General features: G+C 62.1%; 12 protein-coding genes. 7 read left to right on the forward strand and 5 right to left on the reverse strand.

What is annotated here, in order from left to right; genetic code table 11:
- Positions 1–21 precede the first annotated feature (21 nt).
- On the reverse strand, positions 22–633 hold the full coding sequence (locus OKW40_RS09760) for a MotA/TolQ/ExbB proton channel family protein (protein ID WP_184063922.1): 612 nt from the start codon (positions 631–633) through the stop codon (positions 22–24).
- A gap of 1,073 nt (positions 634–1,706) precedes the next feature.
- Between OKW40_RS09760 and OKW40_RS09765 the strand changes: the two genes are divergently transcribed.
- The 7 genes from OKW40_RS09765 (at position 1,707) to xth (ending at position 11,167) form a co-directional block, all read left to right on the forward strand.
- The gene (locus tag OKW40_RS09765; protein ID WP_429355778.1) at positions 1,707–4,397 is read left to right on the forward strand and encodes a TonB-dependent receptor plug domain-containing protein; all 2,691 of its coding nucleotides are present in this window, start codon (positions 1,707–1,709) and stop codon (positions 4,395–4,397) included.
- A 130-nt stretch (positions 4,398–4,527) separates the two neighbouring features.
- Complete coding sequence (locus tag OKW40_RS09770) at positions 4,528–6,144, forward strand: peptide ABC transporter substrate-binding protein (RefSeq protein ID WP_429405169.1); 1,617 nt, start codon at positions 4,528–4,530, stop codon at positions 6,142–6,144.
- A gap of 17 nt (positions 6,145–6,161) precedes the next feature.
- On the forward strand, positions 6,162–7,097 hold the full coding sequence (locus OKW40_RS09775) for an ABC transporter permease subunit (protein WP_429489490.1): 936 nt from the start codon (positions 6,162–6,164) through the stop codon (positions 7,095–7,097).
- Position 7,098: 1 nt separating this feature from the next.
- Complete coding sequence (locus OKW40_RS09780) at positions 7,099–8,049, forward strand: ABC transporter permease (RefSeq protein WP_429405165.1); 951 nt, start codon at positions 7,099–7,101, stop codon at positions 8,047–8,049.
- Between the two features lies 1 nt (position 8,050).
- Positions 8,051–9,052 (forward strand): ABC transporter ATP-binding protein, encoded by a 1,002-nt coding sequence (locus tag OKW40_RS09785; RefSeq protein ID WP_429489491.1) that lies wholly within the window; start codon positions 8,051–8,053, stop codon positions 9,050–9,052.
- Complete coding sequence (locus tag OKW40_RS09790) at positions 9,049–10,068, forward strand: ABC transporter ATP-binding protein (protein WP_429489493.1); 1,020 nt, start codon at positions 9,049–9,051, stop codon at positions 10,066–10,068. Before OKW40_RS09785 ends, OKW40_RS09790 begins: the two co-directional genes overlap by 4 nt.
- Before the next feature lie 322 nt (positions 10,069–10,390).
- Complete coding sequence (xth, locus tag OKW40_RS09795) at positions 10,391–11,167, forward strand: exodeoxyribonuclease III (protein WP_090800854.1); 777 nt, start codon at positions 10,391–10,393, stop codon at positions 11,165–11,167.
- 51 nt (positions 11,168–11,218) lie between these two features.
- On the opposite strand, the gene OKW40_RS09800 is transcribed toward xth, so the two are convergent.
- The 4 genes from OKW40_RS09800 to glnA form a co-directional block, all read right to left on the reverse strand.
- On the reverse strand, positions 11,219–13,336 hold the full coding sequence (locus OKW40_RS09800) for a prolyl oligopeptidase family serine peptidase (protein WP_429489495.1): 2,118 nt from the start codon (positions 13,334–13,336) through the stop codon (positions 11,219–11,221).
- Between the two features lie 140 nt (positions 13,337–13,476).
- The gene (ntrC, locus tag OKW40_RS09805; protein WP_429489497.1) at positions 13,477–15,015 is read right to left on the reverse strand and encodes a nitrogen regulation protein NR(I); all 1,539 of its coding nucleotides are present in this window, start codon (positions 15,013–15,015) and stop codon (positions 13,477–13,479) included.
- A gap of 36 nt (positions 15,016–15,051) precedes the next feature.
- On the reverse strand, positions 15,052–16,194 hold the full coding sequence (gene glnL, locus OKW40_RS09810; protein WP_184048104.1) for a nitrogen regulation protein NR(II): 1,143 nt from the start codon (positions 16,192–16,194) through the stop codon (positions 15,052–15,054).
- Positions 16,195–16,393: 199 nt separating this feature from the next.
- The gene (glnA, locus tag OKW40_RS09815) at positions 16,394–17,809 is read right to left on the reverse strand and encodes a type I glutamate--ammonia ligase (RefSeq protein ID WP_184063875.1); all 1,416 of its coding nucleotides are present in this window, start codon (positions 17,807–17,809) and stop codon (positions 16,394–16,396) included.
- Positions 17,810–17,973: the final 164 nt, after the last annotated feature.

Genomic DNA, 17,973 nt, shown 5'->3' on the forward strand with positions numbered 1-17,973 from the left:
CCGTCTCCTTGAGTGCGGGCGTCAGACTGCGAAGCGCGATACGAGCAGCGACTTGATGAGGTCGAACTGGTTGACCGTCATCCGGATACGCTTGTTGAAGTAGTTCAGGAAGATCACGCAGATGATCGCGATGGTCAGCCCGCACGCGGTGGCCGTCAGCGCGTGACCGATGCCGCCCGTCACACCGTTCGGGTTCGCGGTGCCGCTGGTGCCGAGCACGTTGAACGATTCGACCATGCCGATGATCGTGCCAAGCAGACCCAGCAACGGGCCGAGCGTCACGGCCGTATCGAGAATCCACAGGTTACGGTCGAGACGCGGCAACTGGAACATGATCGTTTCCTCGATCTCGCGTTCGACCACGGCTTCGCTCTTGCCCTTCACTTTCATCGCCGACTTCACGAGTTCGCCTTGCACGGTCTGCTTGTAGTGCTCGGCCACTTTGGCGGCATCGTCGGGATTGGCTGCATCGACGAGTTTCAGGTCATGTTCGAGGGTCTTGCCGGCACGCACGGCACGCGAGAAGAACATGAATCGTTCGATGATGATCGCGATGCCGAGCAGGAAGATGAACGCGAGGAGAGGGATCAGACCCATCGACTGGATCGAGTAGTTAATGAGGGTATTCAGCACTGCGGACTCCGGTTAGTACAGGCTCAAGCGGCCGTTGAATAACGGTGGGTATCGAGATGCCGGCTGCCTTATGGGTCGCCAGCTAAAAAAGGCCTGTCACCCATGCAAAGCCCGTACCAGATCGAGCGCCTGATTGCTCCGTCAAGACGTCGCCAATCCCTTACATGGAACGCTTTGCCTTTTATTTCATAGCCTTACGTAGCGTAACAAAAACTCGCATCCCGAAGGCTTGCGTCGCGCTCGCGCACGCGTATAGCAAAACAAATTGATTTCGGTAATGGCGTAAAGCCGCTTTCGAAGGCTTATCCTGGAAAGGTCTTTAATTCGCTATTGCCGAAATGGTGCGAAAAATCGCAATTGAAACGCTTTGGTGCAATGCCCAATACGACATAGCCAACTTTATTACATATATCTTTCTTTGCACATTCCATTTGCTTACATCATGAACACCAATTGCAGACCAATCCCCGCCCCAAAAAAGCTCCGCGCAACGCGAAGCCATCTTACCGATCATTTCCTTACATTTATTACTTAGCGTTTTTAAGGCATCTTAATTGCCCAGAATTAGTGAATCTAATTTCGTTTTATCCACTTTTATTAATGCACCAATTCGGAATTAACGCATTCGCGCGGTGCGAATTCCGCACCAATCGTAACGACAACAAACCACGGGGCTGTATTCTTTTTTAATTGAAATTTTCTTGTGTTCTGTTACACGCACGAGGAGAGATTTATTTCCATGCATTACTCGCGTAACAAAATTTTTCGTAAGTCTTAATTCCTAAGCAAATCAATCGCTTCGATGCATTTGCGGAGGCCGCTCAAGGCCTTTCCGACGGTCCGCGACCTCACACATGGCATATCTCATGCTCTTGCTGCGCTCGCTTCAAGACCAAGGCGCGCGTCCGACACGATCGGCGACGCACCCTGGACGGGATGTGCGGGACGGCGCGGGGATGCGCCGGACAGCGAAGAACTCGCTGACGTCAACGCACTGCAGCGCATGCGCAACTCGCGCCTGCGTTTGCGTGATCGTTCAACGGAAGTGGCCTCAACAACAAGAAGGAGCGCAAGTGAAACAGAAGCGATTGGCCTCAGCCATCAAAAGAATCATCGGAGCCGAGCTGGTGTTGACAGCGGCGTTCGTCCCGCTGGCACACGCACAAAGCCAACCTGATACAGCGGCCGTTCCGACGGCCGCAAGCACGCCAGCGGCGCCTCCCCCCGCCGTCAGCAAGCTCGAAAAAGTAGAAGTCACCGGTTCGCTGATCCGCACATCGGACAAGACCGGCAACGTCGAAGTCCAGACCGTTACAGCAAGGGAAATCCAGCAAAGCGGCTACACGACCGTGGCCGACTTCCTGCGCGGCATGTCTGCCAACTCCGCGTCCAGTTGGGGTTCCACCACGATGAACGGCACGGCGCCGGGCGGCTCGGGGATCGCATTGCGCGGTCTGTCCGAGAAGTACACGCTGGTGCTGGTCGACGGCCAACGCGTCGCGAACTACGCACAGGCGGTGAACTTCACCGACACGTTCTTCGACGTCAACACGATCCCGCTGAACATCGTCGATCACATCGAAATCGTGAAGACGGGCGCCGTGTCCGCATACGGTTCCGACGCGATTGCCGGCGTGGTCAACATCATCACGAAGAAGAACTTCCAGGGTCTTCAGATCGACGGGCAGCTCGGCAAGGCACAGCATCCGGGTGACGGTCAGGGCAACTTCAGCGTGCTCGGCGGCTTCGGCGACCTGAACTCGGATCGTTTCAACGTGACGGCAGCCGCCAGCTACTATCGCGATTCCGGTTCGACGCTCGACCAGCGCGACATGACCAAAAACGAAGACTTCAGCCAGTTCCCAGGTGGGTCGGCTGGTCCTCTGGGTCCGAATCAGCAGTCATTCTGGCAACTGCCGGACGGCTCGACCGCCGCGTTGAGCCCATGCCCTCCGGGCAGCACTAACGCGGCGGGCGCATCGTGCGTGTACAAGAACGCGAACACGTACTCGCTGATTCCACAGACGACGCGTATGAACGCGAAGGTGCGCGGCACCTTCAAGATCAACGACGACATACAGGCTTACGCCGACCTGTGGGCGAGCCGCAACGAGACGGTCCAGTATTTCGGCAGCCCGGCCATCAGCAGCACGTCGAACGTGTTCAATCCGCTGACCGGCTCGGTGTCGCAACTCGACCGCACGGTGTCGGCGCTGAATCCGTACAACCCGTACGGTGTCGATACACCGATCAACCTGACCTTCCCGGGCGTTGCGCAGCGCGCAGACACGGTATCGACGTTCTGGAAGGCCTCGACGGGCGTGAAAGGTTCGTTCACCACGCCGAAGGTCGGCGACTGGGACTGGTCGGTGGACTATGGTCATTCGCAGAGCACGGTCGACACGACGTACTCGAACATGATCAACACGGCCGCGCTTGAAAACATCCTCGGCCCGAACGGCGGCTACAACTTCGCGAACCCGGCATCGACACCGAACGGTCTGAACGGCCTGTTCCAGGACGACAACCAGCAGGCGATCTCGAAGCTCGACAGCGTGACGGCGAAGACCTCGACCGGCAATCTGTTCAACCTTCCGGCTGGCCCGGTCGGCATCGGTTTCGGTACGGAATTCCGTCACGAAAGCTCGCTGATCAACCCGCGCACGTACTCGTCGCAAGGGATCGTCGTGCCGGCGAACGTTCAGTCCGTCGACGGCGAACGCAACATCGCGGCCGTGTATTACCAGATCGATATTCCGATCATCCACAACCTGACGTTCACGCAAGCGGGCCGCTACGACCACTATAGCGACTTCGGCGGCGCGTTCTCGCCGAACTTCGCACTGCGCTTCCAACCGGTCCAGATGCTGACGACGTACGCGTCGTACAGCCGCGGTTTCCGCGCGCCGACGCTGGTCGAAAACTCGCAGGCAACCTACCTGGCTCACCAGAACCTCGTCGATCCGAACGACCCGAGCGGCGTGCCGACCAAGCACTTCACGACGGAACAGATCAACGGCAATCCGAACCTCCAACCGGAGCACACCAAGAACTACAACATCGGCTTCGAACTGTCGCCGGATGCGTCGACCGATATCGGTGCAGCGTTCTACAAGATTCATATCGACGGCGTGATCGGTACCGACGATCCGAATGCCGTGCTGGATGCCAACGACCCGTCGAAGGTCGTGCGCAATCCTGACGGCACGATCCGCTACATTGCGCAACAGTTCGTCAACCTCGGCTCGCTGGATACCGACGGCTTCGACATGAACTTCCGCAAGTCGGTCGGCACGAAGTACGGCACGTTCACGCTGTCGGGCGACTGGGCGTACGTGTGGCACTTCAAGCTGAACAGCCCGGGCGCTGCAACGCAGGACTTCGCGGGTAACAACCTCGCGCTGCTGCAACCGTTCGGTGCGTCGAATCCCCGCTGGAAGGGCAACACGAGCCTGACCTGGGATTACCGCAAGATGACCACGACGCTGAGCTGGCAGTACACGGGTCCGTACACCAACGCAGTGGCAGCCGAGTTCGGCGACGGTGGCACGGGTTCGGTGGCGTCGTATAGCCAGTTCAACCTGATGATGACCTATCGCGGCTTCAAGAACTGGACGATCTATGGTGGCATCCAGAACATCTTCGACAGGGAGCCGCCGTTCGACGTGGAGTGGCAATCAACGCCGGACATCACCGGCTACGACCAGTCGCTGTACACGAATCTGGGCCGCTTCTTCCAGATCGGTGCGACCTACCGCTTCTGATCGTCGCAGCGGGCTTTATCGCAGGACCGTAGGTCTCCTCTTGCCTCTTCTTCGTTGTTGAAGAGGATTGGCGGCGGTGCCTCGTGCACCGCCAGCTTTTTTGCTATTCGGATGCCACTTGAAATACGCAATGAAACCGATTCACGCCACTCGGGCGGCGTTGGCCGCGTTGGCACTCGCCCTTCTCTCTCCCGCCCACGCCGTGACGATCCCGCCCGGCGTCACGCTCGCAGCCACCCAGGAACTGACGCGGCAAACACCCGTCGAGGCAGAATCGATCGACCCCGCGCATATCGAATCCTGGGCCGCTAATACGATCGGCCTCGACCTGTTCGAAGGCTTGACGCGAATCGCCGCCGACGGTGCGGTCGTGCCGGGCGTCGCGCAATCGTGGAGCCGCAGCGCGCCCGATACATGGATCTTCAAGCTGCGCCACAACGCGCGCTGGAGTAACGGCGAGCCGGTCACGGCCGCCGATTTCGTCTATTCATGGCAACGCGTGGTCGATCCGAAGACCGGCTCGAAATACACGATCCTGGTCGAGTTCGTGAAGAACGCGAAGGCGATTCTGGCGGGCAAGGCGCCGCTCTCCAGTCTCGGCGTGCGCGCGGTCGATCCGTACACGGTAGAGGTCAGGACCGAAGACCCGACCGCGTTCTTTCCGCAACTGACCGCCATGTCGACGATGGCGCCGGTGAACCGCGCGACGGTCGCGAAGTACGGCGACGAATGGACCCGTCCCGGCCACATGGTCAGCGACGGTGCGTATGCGTTGAGCGACTGGCAACCGGGCAACCGTCTCGTGATGGTGAAGAACGACAGGTACTGGGATGCGAGCAAGGTCGCGATCACGAAAGTCACCTATCTGCCGATCGAAAGCGACGAAACGGCAATGCGGATGTATCAGGCCGGCCAGTTCGATTACACGTATTCGATTCCGTCCGGCATCTATAACCAGGTCAGCAAGCAGTTCGGCTCCGAACTGAAGACCGGGATGTTTATCGCCACCTACTACTACTCGCTGAACAACGCCGACCCGGCCTTCAGGGACAAGCGCGTGCGCGAGGCGCTGTCCATGGTGATCGACCGCAACCTGCTGACGTCTAAACTGACCGCCAGCGGCGAGTTGCCGCTGTACGGCCTGATTGCAAAAGGCACGCAAGGCGCGGCGCAATTCCAGCCCGACTGGGCCGCGTGGCCGATGGCGAAACGTATCGAAACCGCGCGAGACCTGCTGAAACAGGCGGGCTATTCCGCTGCCAAGCCGTTGACGTTTACGCTGACATACAACACCAACGACCTGCACAAGAAGGTCGCGCTATTCACGACGTCGGAATGGCGCACCAAGCTCGGCGTCAACGTGAAGCTCGAAAACGTCGAGAACCGCGTGCTCCTGAAAATGCGCCACGACGGCAAGGTGCAGGCGTCGCGCGACGGCTGGTTCGTCGACTACAACGACGCGATGTCGTTCTTCGACCTGATCCGCTGCAACAGCGTGCAGAACGACCAGCACTACTGCAATCCGAAGGTCGATGCGTTGATCGATCAGGCGAACCAGCAGATGGACGAAGCGAAGCGCACCGCGATGCTAACGCAGGCGCACGACATCGCGATGAACGACTATCCGCTGATTCCGATGTTCCAGTACTCGGCGGTGCGGCTCGTGAAATCGTATGTGGGCGGCTATTCGCCGACCAACTACGTCGATCAGCGGCAGTCGCAGGACATGTACATCATCAAGCACTGAGCGCAAGGAGCCTTGCCATGCTGGCTTATACATTGCGCCGCGCGTTATGGGCGATCCCGACGATTCTCGCCGTGATCACCGCGTGCTACCTGCTGCTGCACCTGACGCCCGGCGGCCCGTTCGATTCGGAGAAGCATCTGTCGGCGGCCGTGCTTGCCAATCTCGACGCGAAATACCACATCGATCAGCCGCTGTGGAAGCAGTATTTGCTGTACATCGACTCGCTGCTGCACGGCGATCTCGGCGCGTCGTTCCGTTACACGGACTGGTCGGTCAGCGAACTGGTGTGGAAAGCCCTACCGGTCAGCCTCGGCGTCGGCGGCATTTCGGTGCCGATCGCGCTGGTGATCGGTGTGGCGCTCGGCACGGTTGCGGCGGTGCGCCGCAATGGCGTGATCGACCACGGCGTGATGTTGCTCGGCAATCTCGGCAGTGTGGTGCCGCCATTCATCCTCGGCCCCGTGCTGGTGTGGGTCTTCGCGATCCTGATCAAACGCGGCGAGCATGGTCTGCTGCCCGCTGGCGGTTGGGGTGATGGCGACTGGCACTACCGCGTATTGCCGATCGTACTGCTCGTGATCATCAACGTATCGACGATTGCGCGCGTGATGCGCGGCAGCATGATCGAAGTGCTGTCCGGCAACTTCATCCGGACCGCGCGCGCGAAAGGTCTGGCCGGCCGCACCATCGTCTTGCGTCATGCGCTGAAACCGGCGCTGATGCCGGTCGTATCGCTACTCGGCTCGCTGTGCATTTCGTCGATCACCGCTGCGGTCGTCACCGAATCCGTATTCGCGCTGCCCGGTCTCGGGCAACTGGTCGTGAACGGCGCGATCAATCGCGACTACACGCTCGTGCTCGGTCTGGTCGCATTGATTACGGCATTCGCGGTCCTGTTCAATCTGCTGGTCGATCTTGCTTACGCATGGCTCGATCCGCGCATCCGGTACTGACATGAAGATTCGTCGATTCAACCTGGCCGCGCGCGCGTTCGTCGCGCCGCCGGCCGATGCGGCGGCCGCAGGCGGCTGTCTGTCCGGCGGCATCGTCACGAAGGCTTCGCGCGGACCGTTCGCGATTGCCGGCATGCGCTTTTTGCGTAATCGCGCGGCATTTGCAAGTCTCGTGATCCTGCTGCTGATCGTCGTCGCATGCTTTGCGGGGCCGCTGTTTCTGCCCAACAATCCGGTCGACAGCGACTGGGGATCGATCAGTCTGCCGCCGTCGTGGCTCGGCATGCATCTGTTCGGTACCGACGAACTCGGTCGCGACCTGCTCGCGCGCACGCTGGTGGGCGGGCGCGTATCGCTCGAAGTCGGGTTGCTCGGCACGCTGGTGTCCGGACTGATCGGCGTCGCGTGGGGCGCGACAGCCGGCTTCATGGGCGGACGCGTCGACGCCGTTATGATGCGCGTCGTCGACGTGATGTACGCGATTCCGTACATGCTGATCGCGATCATGATGATGACGCTGTTCGGCCGCGCATTCTATCTGGTCGTGCTGACCATCAGCGCGTTTTCGTGGCTCGATATGGCGCGCGTGGTGCGCGGTCAGACGCTGTCGCTGCGTTCGCGCGAATTCGTCGACGCGGCGCGTGCGACTGGCGTCAGCACCCGCGCCATCATCGCGCGGCATATCGTGCCGAACCTGATCGGCGTGGTGGTCGTGTATGCCACGGTCACAGTGCCGACGATCGTGCTGACGGAATCGGTGCTGTCGTTTCTCGGACTCGGCGTCCAGGAGCCGATGACGAGTTGGGGCGTGCTGATCGAAGACGGTGCCCAAAAACTCGAATCGATGCCGTGGCTGCTGCTCTGCCCTGCCGTCATGCTGTGCGTGACGCTGTATTGCGTGAACTTCGTCGGCGACGGTTTGCGCGACGCTCTCGACCCCAAGGATCATTGACATGGCGCTACTCGAAGTGAAGAACCTGAGTGTGCGCTTCACGCGCCGCGAAGGACCGCCGGTCGATGCGGTCCAACGCGTGTCGTTTTCGCTCGACGCGGGCAGCACGCTGGGCATCGTCGGCGAATCGGGGTCGGGCAAGAGTCAGACCGTGATGGCGCTGCTCGGTTTGCTGTCGTCGAACGGCAGCGTGTCGGGCACCGCACTGTATCGTGGCAAAGACGGCGGCGATCTGCTGACGATGAACAACGCAGCGCTGAACAGGATTCGCGGCAACCGGATCGGCATGGTGTTTCAGGACCCGATGACGGCGCTCAATCCGTTTTTGACCATTGAACGGCAGATGACGGAATCGCTGCAATTGCACAAGAAGCTGTCGCGTCGCGAAGCGCGTCGGCGTGCCGTCGAGCTGCTCGACACGGTGCGGATTCCCGATGCCGCACGCCGCATCGGCATGTATCCGCATGAGTTTTCGGGTGGTATGCGGCAGCGCGTGATGATTGCGATGGCGTTGCTGTCCGAACCGGAAATTTTGATTGCCGACGAACCGACAACCGCGCTCGACGTCACCGTTCAGGCGCAAATCATCGAATTGCTGCGCGAACTGAATCGCGAGCGCGGCACGGCAATCGTCCTCATCACGCACGACATGGGCGTGGTTGCCGGATTGTGCGACACCGTGATGGTGATGTATGCAGGGCGCACGGTCGAGCAGGCAGACGCGCACGCGCTGTTCGCCGCGCCGACCCATCCGTACACGATCGGCCTGTTGAACGCGCTGCCGCGCATCACCGACGACGACGACCGCCCGTTGCAAACCATTCCGGGCAATCCGCCTTTGCCGGGGCAAATCGGCGCGGGTTGCGCGTTCGCACCGCGTTGTTCGATTGCAGACGATACTTGCCGCACCATAGTGCCGTCGCTCGATGCGCGTAGCGATCTGGAGGGTGCATTGCGCGCGTGCCACCGTCCGGTTTCAGCCATTCTGGAGGCCGTTCGATGAACCAGCATTCCGCTTGCAACAGTACCGAACCGCTGCTGTCGGTGAACGAACTGAAGGTGCATTTCAGCGTGCCGCGCGGCAAATTACCGTGGTCCGGCAAGGCCACGCTGCGCGCTGTCGACGGCGTGTCGTTCGATGTACGGCGCGGCGAAACTGTCGGGCTGGTGGGTGAATCCGGTTGCGGCAAGTCCACGCTCGCGCGCGCGATCGTCGGTCTTGCGCCTGCCTCGGGCGGCAGCGTCAAGCTTCATGGCGTCGAAACCGTGCAAGGCGCGAAGCGCGATCTCGGCATCTTGCGGCGCGACGTGCAGATGATCTTTCAGGACCCGCTGGCGTCGCTCGATCCGCGCATGACGATCGAGCAGATCGTCGCGGAGCCGTTGATCACGCATCGGCCCGATGTCGCGCGCGCCGATGTGCGCGCTCGCGTGCTGGCCATCCTCGAACGCGTCGGCCTGAATGCGCAGCATCTGCGGCGCTATCCGCATGAGTTTTCGGGCGGGCAATGTCAGCGCGTCGGAATTGCACGGGCATTGATCAGCGAGCCGCAACTCGTGATCTGCGATGAACCGGTGTCCGCGCTCGACGTGTCGATTCAAGCGCAAATCGTTAATCTATTGCGCGACTTGCAACGCGAACTGTCGTTGTCGCTGCTGTTCGTCGCGCACGATCTGGCCGTGGTGAAAGCAATCAGCCATCGCGTGATGGTGATGTATATGGGGCGCGTGATAGAGTTCGGCGAAAAACGCGCGCTGTACGCGGCACCTGCGCATCCCTATACCCGTGCATTGCTGTCGGCCGTACCGGTTCCCGACCCGAGCGTCGAGCGCGCGCGACGGCATCTGCTGCTTCAAGGCGAGATTCCGTCGCCCTTGCAACCGCCGTCGGGATGCGCGTTCCGCACGCGCTGCCCCGCCGCGATCGACGCATGCGGCGATGCGCAACCGCAAGCGGTTTCCCAGCAAGGTGATGCACGGCGGGTTGCGTGCATCCGGGTTCCCGTTCCTACCGAATAGCGCCTGTTTCATGGGCGGGAGTTCAACAACCGGGACAGCGGCGAAAGCCCACGCTCGACCGGCCCGAGCTGATGGTCTGGTGATGGTCCAAAAGCAACAAGCCCGTTCAAGTTCCCATGAACGGGCTTTGTCTGGCGGAGTGGACGGGACTCGAACCCGCGCCCCCGGCGTGACAGGCCGTATCATATAGGCTCCGACGCCGGATTGGCATGGCGCGTGACTCCCGAGTAACGGAACACCACTCGCGAAATGGTATATCGATACGTATATCACGACCACATCAAGTCAAATATTTATTGAAAATCAACAATTTGTGCAACTGATGAAAATCGCCACCTGGAACGTCAACTCCCTCAAAGTCCGCCAGCAACACGTCATCGACTGGCTCGCGAGCAGCGGCACCGACGTGCTGTGCCTGCAGGAACTGAAGCTTCCCGACGAAAAATTTCCGCGCGCCGAACTCGAGGCGGTCGGCTATCGAAGCTGGTACGCGGGTCAGAAAACCTATAACGGTGTCGGCATTCTGGTGCGCGAAGGTTTGAACGTCGACGAAAGCAGCATCGTGCGCAACATCCCCGGTTTCGAGGACCCGCAGCAGCGCGTGATCGCGGCGACCATCGATGGCGTGCGCATCATCTCCGCGTATTTCCCCAACGGCCAGGCGCCCGGCACCGACAAGTTCGCGTACAAGCTGCGCTGGCTCGACGCGCTGCACGACTGGCTCGCAACCGAGATGACGCTGCATCCGAAGCTCGCCTTGCTCGGCGACTACAACATCGCGCCCGACGATCGCGACGTGCACGATCCGAAGGCATGGGAAGGTCAGAATCTGGTGTCGCCCGAGGAACGCGCGGCGTTCGTGCGGCTGATCGGCCTCGGTCTGCTCGACGCGTTCCGCCAGTTCGAGCAGCAGGAAAAAATCTATTCGTGGTGGGACTACCGGATGATGGCGTTCCGTCGCAACGCGGGACTGCGCATCGATCACATCCTGCTGTCGAAGGCATTGGCCGACATCTGCTCGGCGTGCGACATCGACAAGGTGCCGCGAAAGTGGGAGCAGCCGTCGGATCACGCGCCAGTGTTCGCGCAGCTGGGCTGATCCGGAATACAGCGACGAAACGAGGCAGCGCTGCCTCGCGTCCCTATTGCTTCAGGCGCCGCCCAGCACACCCCACAGGAACCCGAACACCATCGCATCATGCTCGGCCTGCTCCAACTCATCGGAGCCGCCGTGGCCGCCTTCCGTATTCTCCCGATACCACACGTGCTGCGCGCCCAGCGCCTGCATGCGCGCGGCCATTTTGCGCGCATGGCCGGGATGCACGCGATCGTCGGCGGTCGACGTCGTGAATAGCACCGGCGGATACGCGACACCCGCCGCGAGGTTGTGATACGGCGAATACGCGGCGAGCGCACGCGCTTCATCGGGTTCGTCGGGGTCGCCGTACTCGTCGATCCACGAGGCGCCCGCATGCAGCAGGTGATAGCGGCTCATATCGAGCAACGGCACCTCGCAGACGACCGCGCCGAATAGCTGCGGCCACTGCACCATGCACGCGGCCACCAGCAAACCGCCGTTGCTGCCGCCCTGAATGCCGAGCTGTGCGGCGCTCGTCACGCCGGTCGCGATCAGCGCCTCGGCGACCGCGATGAAATCATCGAACGCGCGCTGGCGATGCTCGCCTTGCGCCGCCGTGTGCCAGCGCGTGCCGAACTCGCCGCCGCCGCGAATATGCGCGACCACGTACACACCGCCGCGTTCGAGCCAGCCGATACCCTGCCCCGTCAGATAGCTCGGCAGCAGCGGAATCGCGAAGCCGCCGTAGCCGCTCAGCAGACAGGGGCGCGTCGGGCTTTCATCGCCCGGCGATGACGGCGCTTCCTTCGGCCCAATCACCGTGTAGGGTACGCGCGTGCCATCGGCCGATACCGCATGTCCGCGCGTCACCGCAACGCGCGTCGCGTCGAACTGCGTCGGCCAACGGTCGAGCAACTCCCATTCGCCGGGCTCCTCGAGCGCGAGATCGGAGAGCCAGTAGGCGGGCGGTTGCAGATAATCGTCGGTGTCGACGAACACTTCGTCGTTCAATGTCGACTCGACCGGCGACACGTCGACCTGCGCATCGCCGCGCGACGCGAACACGCGCTCACGCCACTGCCAGGTGCCGTCCTCGCGCTGCGACGGCGTCCAGATCAGCGTCTTGCCGCGCACGTCGTCGAGATACGACACGATCAGATGATGGCGCGTATGCGACCACTCGCAGGCCGAGGTCAGCGGCGTCGGCGTGAAGAGCGGCGTCACGTCGCGCTCGCCGCGCAGAAACGCGTCCTCGCGAATCGCGAGCAGCGCGCCACCCGGATAGCGCACGAGATTGCCGTCCCACTCGCACTCCCAATCGAGCCGCGGCTCGAGCAACAGCCAGCCCTGCCACGCCCCCACCGCGACGTGCGACGGCACTTCGTAACGATGCCATGCGTCGCTAGCGTCGTCGAGGTAATACGTGTGCGAATCGAAAAAGTCGACGCTGCTCGTCACCGTATGCCGGCTATCGACCGGATCGTAATGCGCCTCCACGCCGATGTCGCCAAACTCGCCGCGAAACACGACGGGCGCATCGGCGAGCGCCGTGCCGCGGGTCCAGCGCCGCACGTCGCGCGGATAACCGGAGCGCGTCAGCGTCTTGCGCCCATTGTCCCAGCCGACGTACAGCGTATCGCGATCGATCCACGACACCGTGTGCTTGCCCGCCTTCGCAATCGCGAAGCCATCGTCGACGAAACGCCGCGCGTCGAGATCGAACTCGCGCACGACGAGCGCATCCGAACCGCCCGGCGACATCGTGATCAGCGCGCGGTCGCCGTCCGGATAAAGGATGTCGAGATCGACGCAGACCCACGGCGTGCCGTCGGCCGCGCCGAGCGCGTCGAAGTCGAGCAGGTTCTGCCACACCGGCGCGCCGTTGCGCCATGCGGCCCACGAAGTGCGTCGCCAGATACCGCGCGGATTGCGCTCGTCCTGCCACAAATCGTAGGCCCAGTCCTTCCAGCGATCCGGAATCACCGGACGCTCGCGCGGCAGATAGGCATCGGCGAGCCGCCGTCTGAGCGTGTCGAACGACTCGCCGCTGCACCACGCCACGCGGGTGCGCGCATTCTGCGCGTCGACCCATGCGAGTGCGTCAGCGTCGTACAGCTCTTCGAGCGACAGGAAAGGATCGGGGGAAAGCGGCCACTCGAACGGGGCGGGAGAAGCTGAAGAAGCTGGCATCGTCGGCTGTTGGATCGGAACAGCGTTGATTATGCCTCGTGCGCGGTGGTTGACGGTTTGCCGCGGGGCGCGATGCAACAACGACGAAGGCGGCCTGAGCCGCCCCCGCCTGCCATGCAGCATCGCTCAGAACGAGCGCATCAAGGCTCCAGATTGAGCTCCTGAATCTTGCGCGTAATCGTATTGCGCCCGATGCCGAGCCGCTCGGCCGCCTCGACCTTGCGGCCGCGCGTGAAGTCGAGCGCCTCGCGGATCACGGCCGCTTCGAAGCGGCGCGCGAGTTCGTCCATCACGTCGGCCGCGTTTTCGCGCAGCATGCGCGCGACTTCGGTGCGCAAGCCGCCTTCCCATGCGCTCAGCGCGGTGGCGACCGACGCACCGGCCGCCCCACCCGGATGCACGAGCGCGCCGCCGTTCGTGCCAGCGAGCGGCACGCCGCCCGCGATTCCCGCATTGGTCGCCACGGTGCCATCCGTCGTCGCGCCGGCAGCGGCGCCCGCACCAAGCTCGCTCCCGGCGCCGTGCGCGGGACCGAGATCGGGCGGCAGATCCTTGGTTTCGATCGTCTGCGCGGGCGCCATCACCGTGAGCCAGTTCGCGAGGTTCTCGAGTTGCCGCACGTTGCCCGGAAACGGCAGCGACGCGAGATACGCGAGCGCCTCCTCGGACACGCGCTTCGGTTCGACGCCGAGATCGCGCGCACTCTTTTGCAGGAAATGCCGCGTCAGCAGCGGGATATCCTCGTTGCGCTCGCGCAACGCGGGCAAACGCAGACGGATCACGTTCAGACGGTGATACAGGTCCTCGCGAAACAGTCCCTGCCGCACGCGCGATTCGAGATTCTGGTGCGTCGCCGCGATCACCCGCACATTCGCGCGCAACGGATTGTGGCCGCCCACGCGATAGAACTGCCCGTCCGACAGCACGCGCAACAGACGCGTCTGCAGATCGAACGGCATGTCGCCGATTTCGTCGAGAAACAGCGTGCCGTTCTCGGCCTGCTCGAAGCGTCCCTGGCGCATCGCCTGCGCGCCGGTGAACGCCCCGCGCTCATGACCGAACAGTTCGGACTCCAGCAAATCCTTCGGAATCGCGGCCGTGTTCAACGCGATGAAGGGGCCGTTCGCGCGTGGGCTATGTCGGTGCAGCGCACGCGCGACCAGTTCCTTCCCGGTGCCTGATTCGCCGGTAATGAGCACGGTGGCCGCCGAATGCGACAGGCGGCCGATCGCGCGAAACATGTCCTGCATCGCGGGCGCCTGGCCGAGCATCTCGGGCGCTTCGGCGACGCGGTCGTCCCACGTCTGCTCGCCGCGCATGCTTTCGTCGACCGCGCGGCGAATCAGCTCGACGGCCTTGTCGACGTCGAACGGCTTCGCCAGATACTCGAACGCGCCGCCCTGGAATGCGGCGACCGCGCTATCGAGATCCGAGAACGCGGTCATGATGATGACCGGCAAGCCCGGCACCTTGTCGCGTACGGTTTGCAGCAACTCCAGCCCGGAGCCGCCAGGCATGCGGATATCGGAGACCAGCACCTGCGGGCTGTCGTGATCGAGCGCGGCCGACGCTTCGCGCACGTTCGCGAAGCTGCGCGTCGCGAAGTTCTCGCGCGCCAGCGCTTTCTCGAGCACCCAGCGAATTGATTGATCGTCGTCTACTATCCAGATCGGCTTCATATAGGTCGGTCAGAAGTCTTGAGGTGCTTGTGTTATCTAGAGGTCGAGCGGCAGCAGAATCTGAAACTCGGTATGGCCCGGCCGGCTGTCCACCTCGATCAGACCTTCGTGCTGCTGCACGAAGGTCTGCGCTAGCGTGAGACCGAGACCGCTGCCGTCCTCGCGCCCCGACACGAGCGGATAGAAAATGCGGTCGCGAATCTCTTCGGGAATACCTGGGCCGTTGTCGATGATATGCAAGTCCAATGCCAGCTTGCACAGGCGTTTTGAAATCGTGACCTTGCGCGCGATGCGCGTGCGCAATTCGATGCGCGCATCGCCCTGCGAGATCCGCTCGCGCAACGCCTCGGCCGCATTGCGCACGATGTTCAGCAGCGCCTGGATCAGTTGCTCCTTGTCGCCGCGCAGATCCGGCACGCTGACGTCGTAGTCGCGCTCGATCGTCAGGCCGCGCGGAAACTCCGCGAGAATCACCTGACGCACGCGCTCGCACACCTCGTGAACATTCACGTCGCCGACGATATGCGGATGCCGGTGCGGTTCGAGCAAGCGGTCGACCAGCGTCTGCAGACGGTCCGACTCCTTGATGATGACCTGGGTGTACTCGCGCAACTCGTCGCGCTCACGTTCGCCGAGTTCGAACTCGAGCAGTTGCGCGGCGCCGCGAATGCCGCCCAGCGGATTCTTGATTTCGTGCGCGAGATTGCGGATCAGATGCTTGTTGACGGCGGTCAGGTCGTTGATGCGCTCTTCGCGGTCGGTGCGCAGATGCCGCTCGTTCTCGAACAGTTCGAGCAACACGTAGTCCTGCGCGCTTTCCAGAAAACCGACGATCGCATGCACGTGCAGCGGCTCGTGGCCGGGACGCTCGAGCACGGCGTCCAGATGCGTCGCGTGAAAGCGGTGCGCGGCGATCGCGGTGATCGTCGCGACCAGTTCGTCCGCGTTCGAGAAGATGTCTGGCCACGCCATCTGCGTGAGTTGCTTGCGAGACATCTCCAGCATCGACTCCGCCGACGGATTCGCGAACGCGACGCGCAGCGTGCGCTTCTCGAGCACCAGCAAGACGGTCGGCAGCGCCTCGAAGCCTGGCAGCAAGCCAGAACTCACGAGCTGCATGTCGTCCGACAGCGTCTGTTCGTGTCCTTTCCTTGCCTTGATCAGATTCTTGAGAACCATCTTGCAGTCTGGCCGGTAGGAGATGGTGATAAATCAGGAGTGCTGCTTTATTGTGCTTCACCGAATGCCGTGTTGCCCGCGCGCGGCCGGCCGTGCGTACGGCCTAACGAAAAAGGGACGGCGCCGCCGTCCCTTTGTGACCGATCGCGAGCGTCGGGCAAAGCGCTTCGCCGGGTGAAGGGCGAAGCGCCATGGCCGCTTACAGCGAGTAATACATTTCGAATTCGATCGGGTGCACCGCCTGACGATAACGCTGCAGTTCCGTCGTCTTCAGTTCGATGTACGCGTCGAGCATCGCATCCGTGAACACGCCGCCGCGCGTCAGGAACTCGCGGTCCGCGTCGAGCGAGTCGAGAGCCTGGTCGAGGCCCGCGCACACGGTCGGGATCTTTGCATCCTCTTCCGGCGGCAGGTCGTACAGGTTCTTGTCGGCGGCTTCGCCCGGGTGAATCTTGTTCTGCACGCCGTCCAGACCCGCCATCATCAGCGCGGAGAAGCACAGGTACGGATTCGCCAGCGGATCCGGGAAGCGCGTTTCGATACGGCGGCCCTTCGGGTTCGAGACGTGCGGAATTCGGATCGATGCCGAACGGTTGCGAGCCGAGTAAGCGAGCTTGACCGGCGCTTCGAAGTGCGGCACGAGACGCTTGTACGAGTTCGTACCCGGGTTCGTGATCGCGTTCAGCGCACGAGCGTGCTTGATGATGCCGCCGATGTAGAACAGCGCGAATTCCGACAGACCTGCGTAGCCATTGCCTGCGAACAGGTTCGTGCCGTCCTTCCAGATCGACTGGTGAACGTGCATGCCCGAACCGTTATCGCCGACGACCGGCTTCGGCATGAACGTTGCCGTCTTGCCGTACGTGTGCGCGACGTTTTGGATGATGTACTTCAGTTGCTGCGTCCAGTCGGCGCGCTGCACCAGCGTCGAGAACTTCGTGCCGATTTCATTCTGGCCCATGCCCCCCACTTCGTGGTGATGCACTTCGACCGGAATGCCGATCTGTTCGAGCAGCAGACACATTTCCGAACGGATGTCCTGGAAGGAATCGACCGGCGCGACCGGGAAGTAGCCGCCCTTGGTGCCCGGACGGTGGCCGGTGTTGCCGCCTTCGAATTCCTTCGCCGACGACCACGGTGCTTCTTCCGAACCGATCTTCACGAAGCAGCCCGACTGATCCGTGTTCCACTGGACCGAGTCGAAAATGAAGAATTCCGGTTCCGGACCGAAGTACGCGGTGTCGCCGAGCCCCGAGCTCTTCAGGTACGCTTCGGCGCGCTTCGCGAGCGAGCGCGGGTCGCGCTCGTAGCCCTTGCCGTCAGCCGGTTCGACGACGTCACAGGTCAGCACGAGGGTCGATTCTTCGTAGAACGGGTCGATGAAGGCCGTGTTCGCGTCCGGGACCAGCAACATGTCCGATGCTTCGATGCCCTTCCAGCCGGCAATCGACGATCCGTCAAACGCATGGCCGCTTTCGAACTTGTCTTCATCGAATGCCGACACCGGCACCGAAACGTGTTGTTCCTTGCCGCGCGTGTCGGTGAAACGGAAGTCGACAAACTTGACGTCTTCGTCCTTGACGAGTTGAATGACGTCGGCCACGGATTTACTCATAACCTATCTCCTGATTAACAATTTCGGCGGATTCAGCCGCCGCCCAATCTAGCTGACCCATCCCGGAACGTCCACTTATATGGCGTCGCGGGCGGAAAATTCTGCCGGGATAAATCGATCGGCACCAATAAAGCAGATAGTGTGCCACCTCTGGGCCTCGCATG

It is taken from the genome of Paraburkholderia sp. RAU6.4a, assembly GCF_050435625.1.
GTDB classification, from domain to species: Bacteria; Pseudomonadota; Gammaproteobacteria; order Burkholderiales; family Burkholderiaceae; genus Paraburkholderia; species Paraburkholderia tuberum.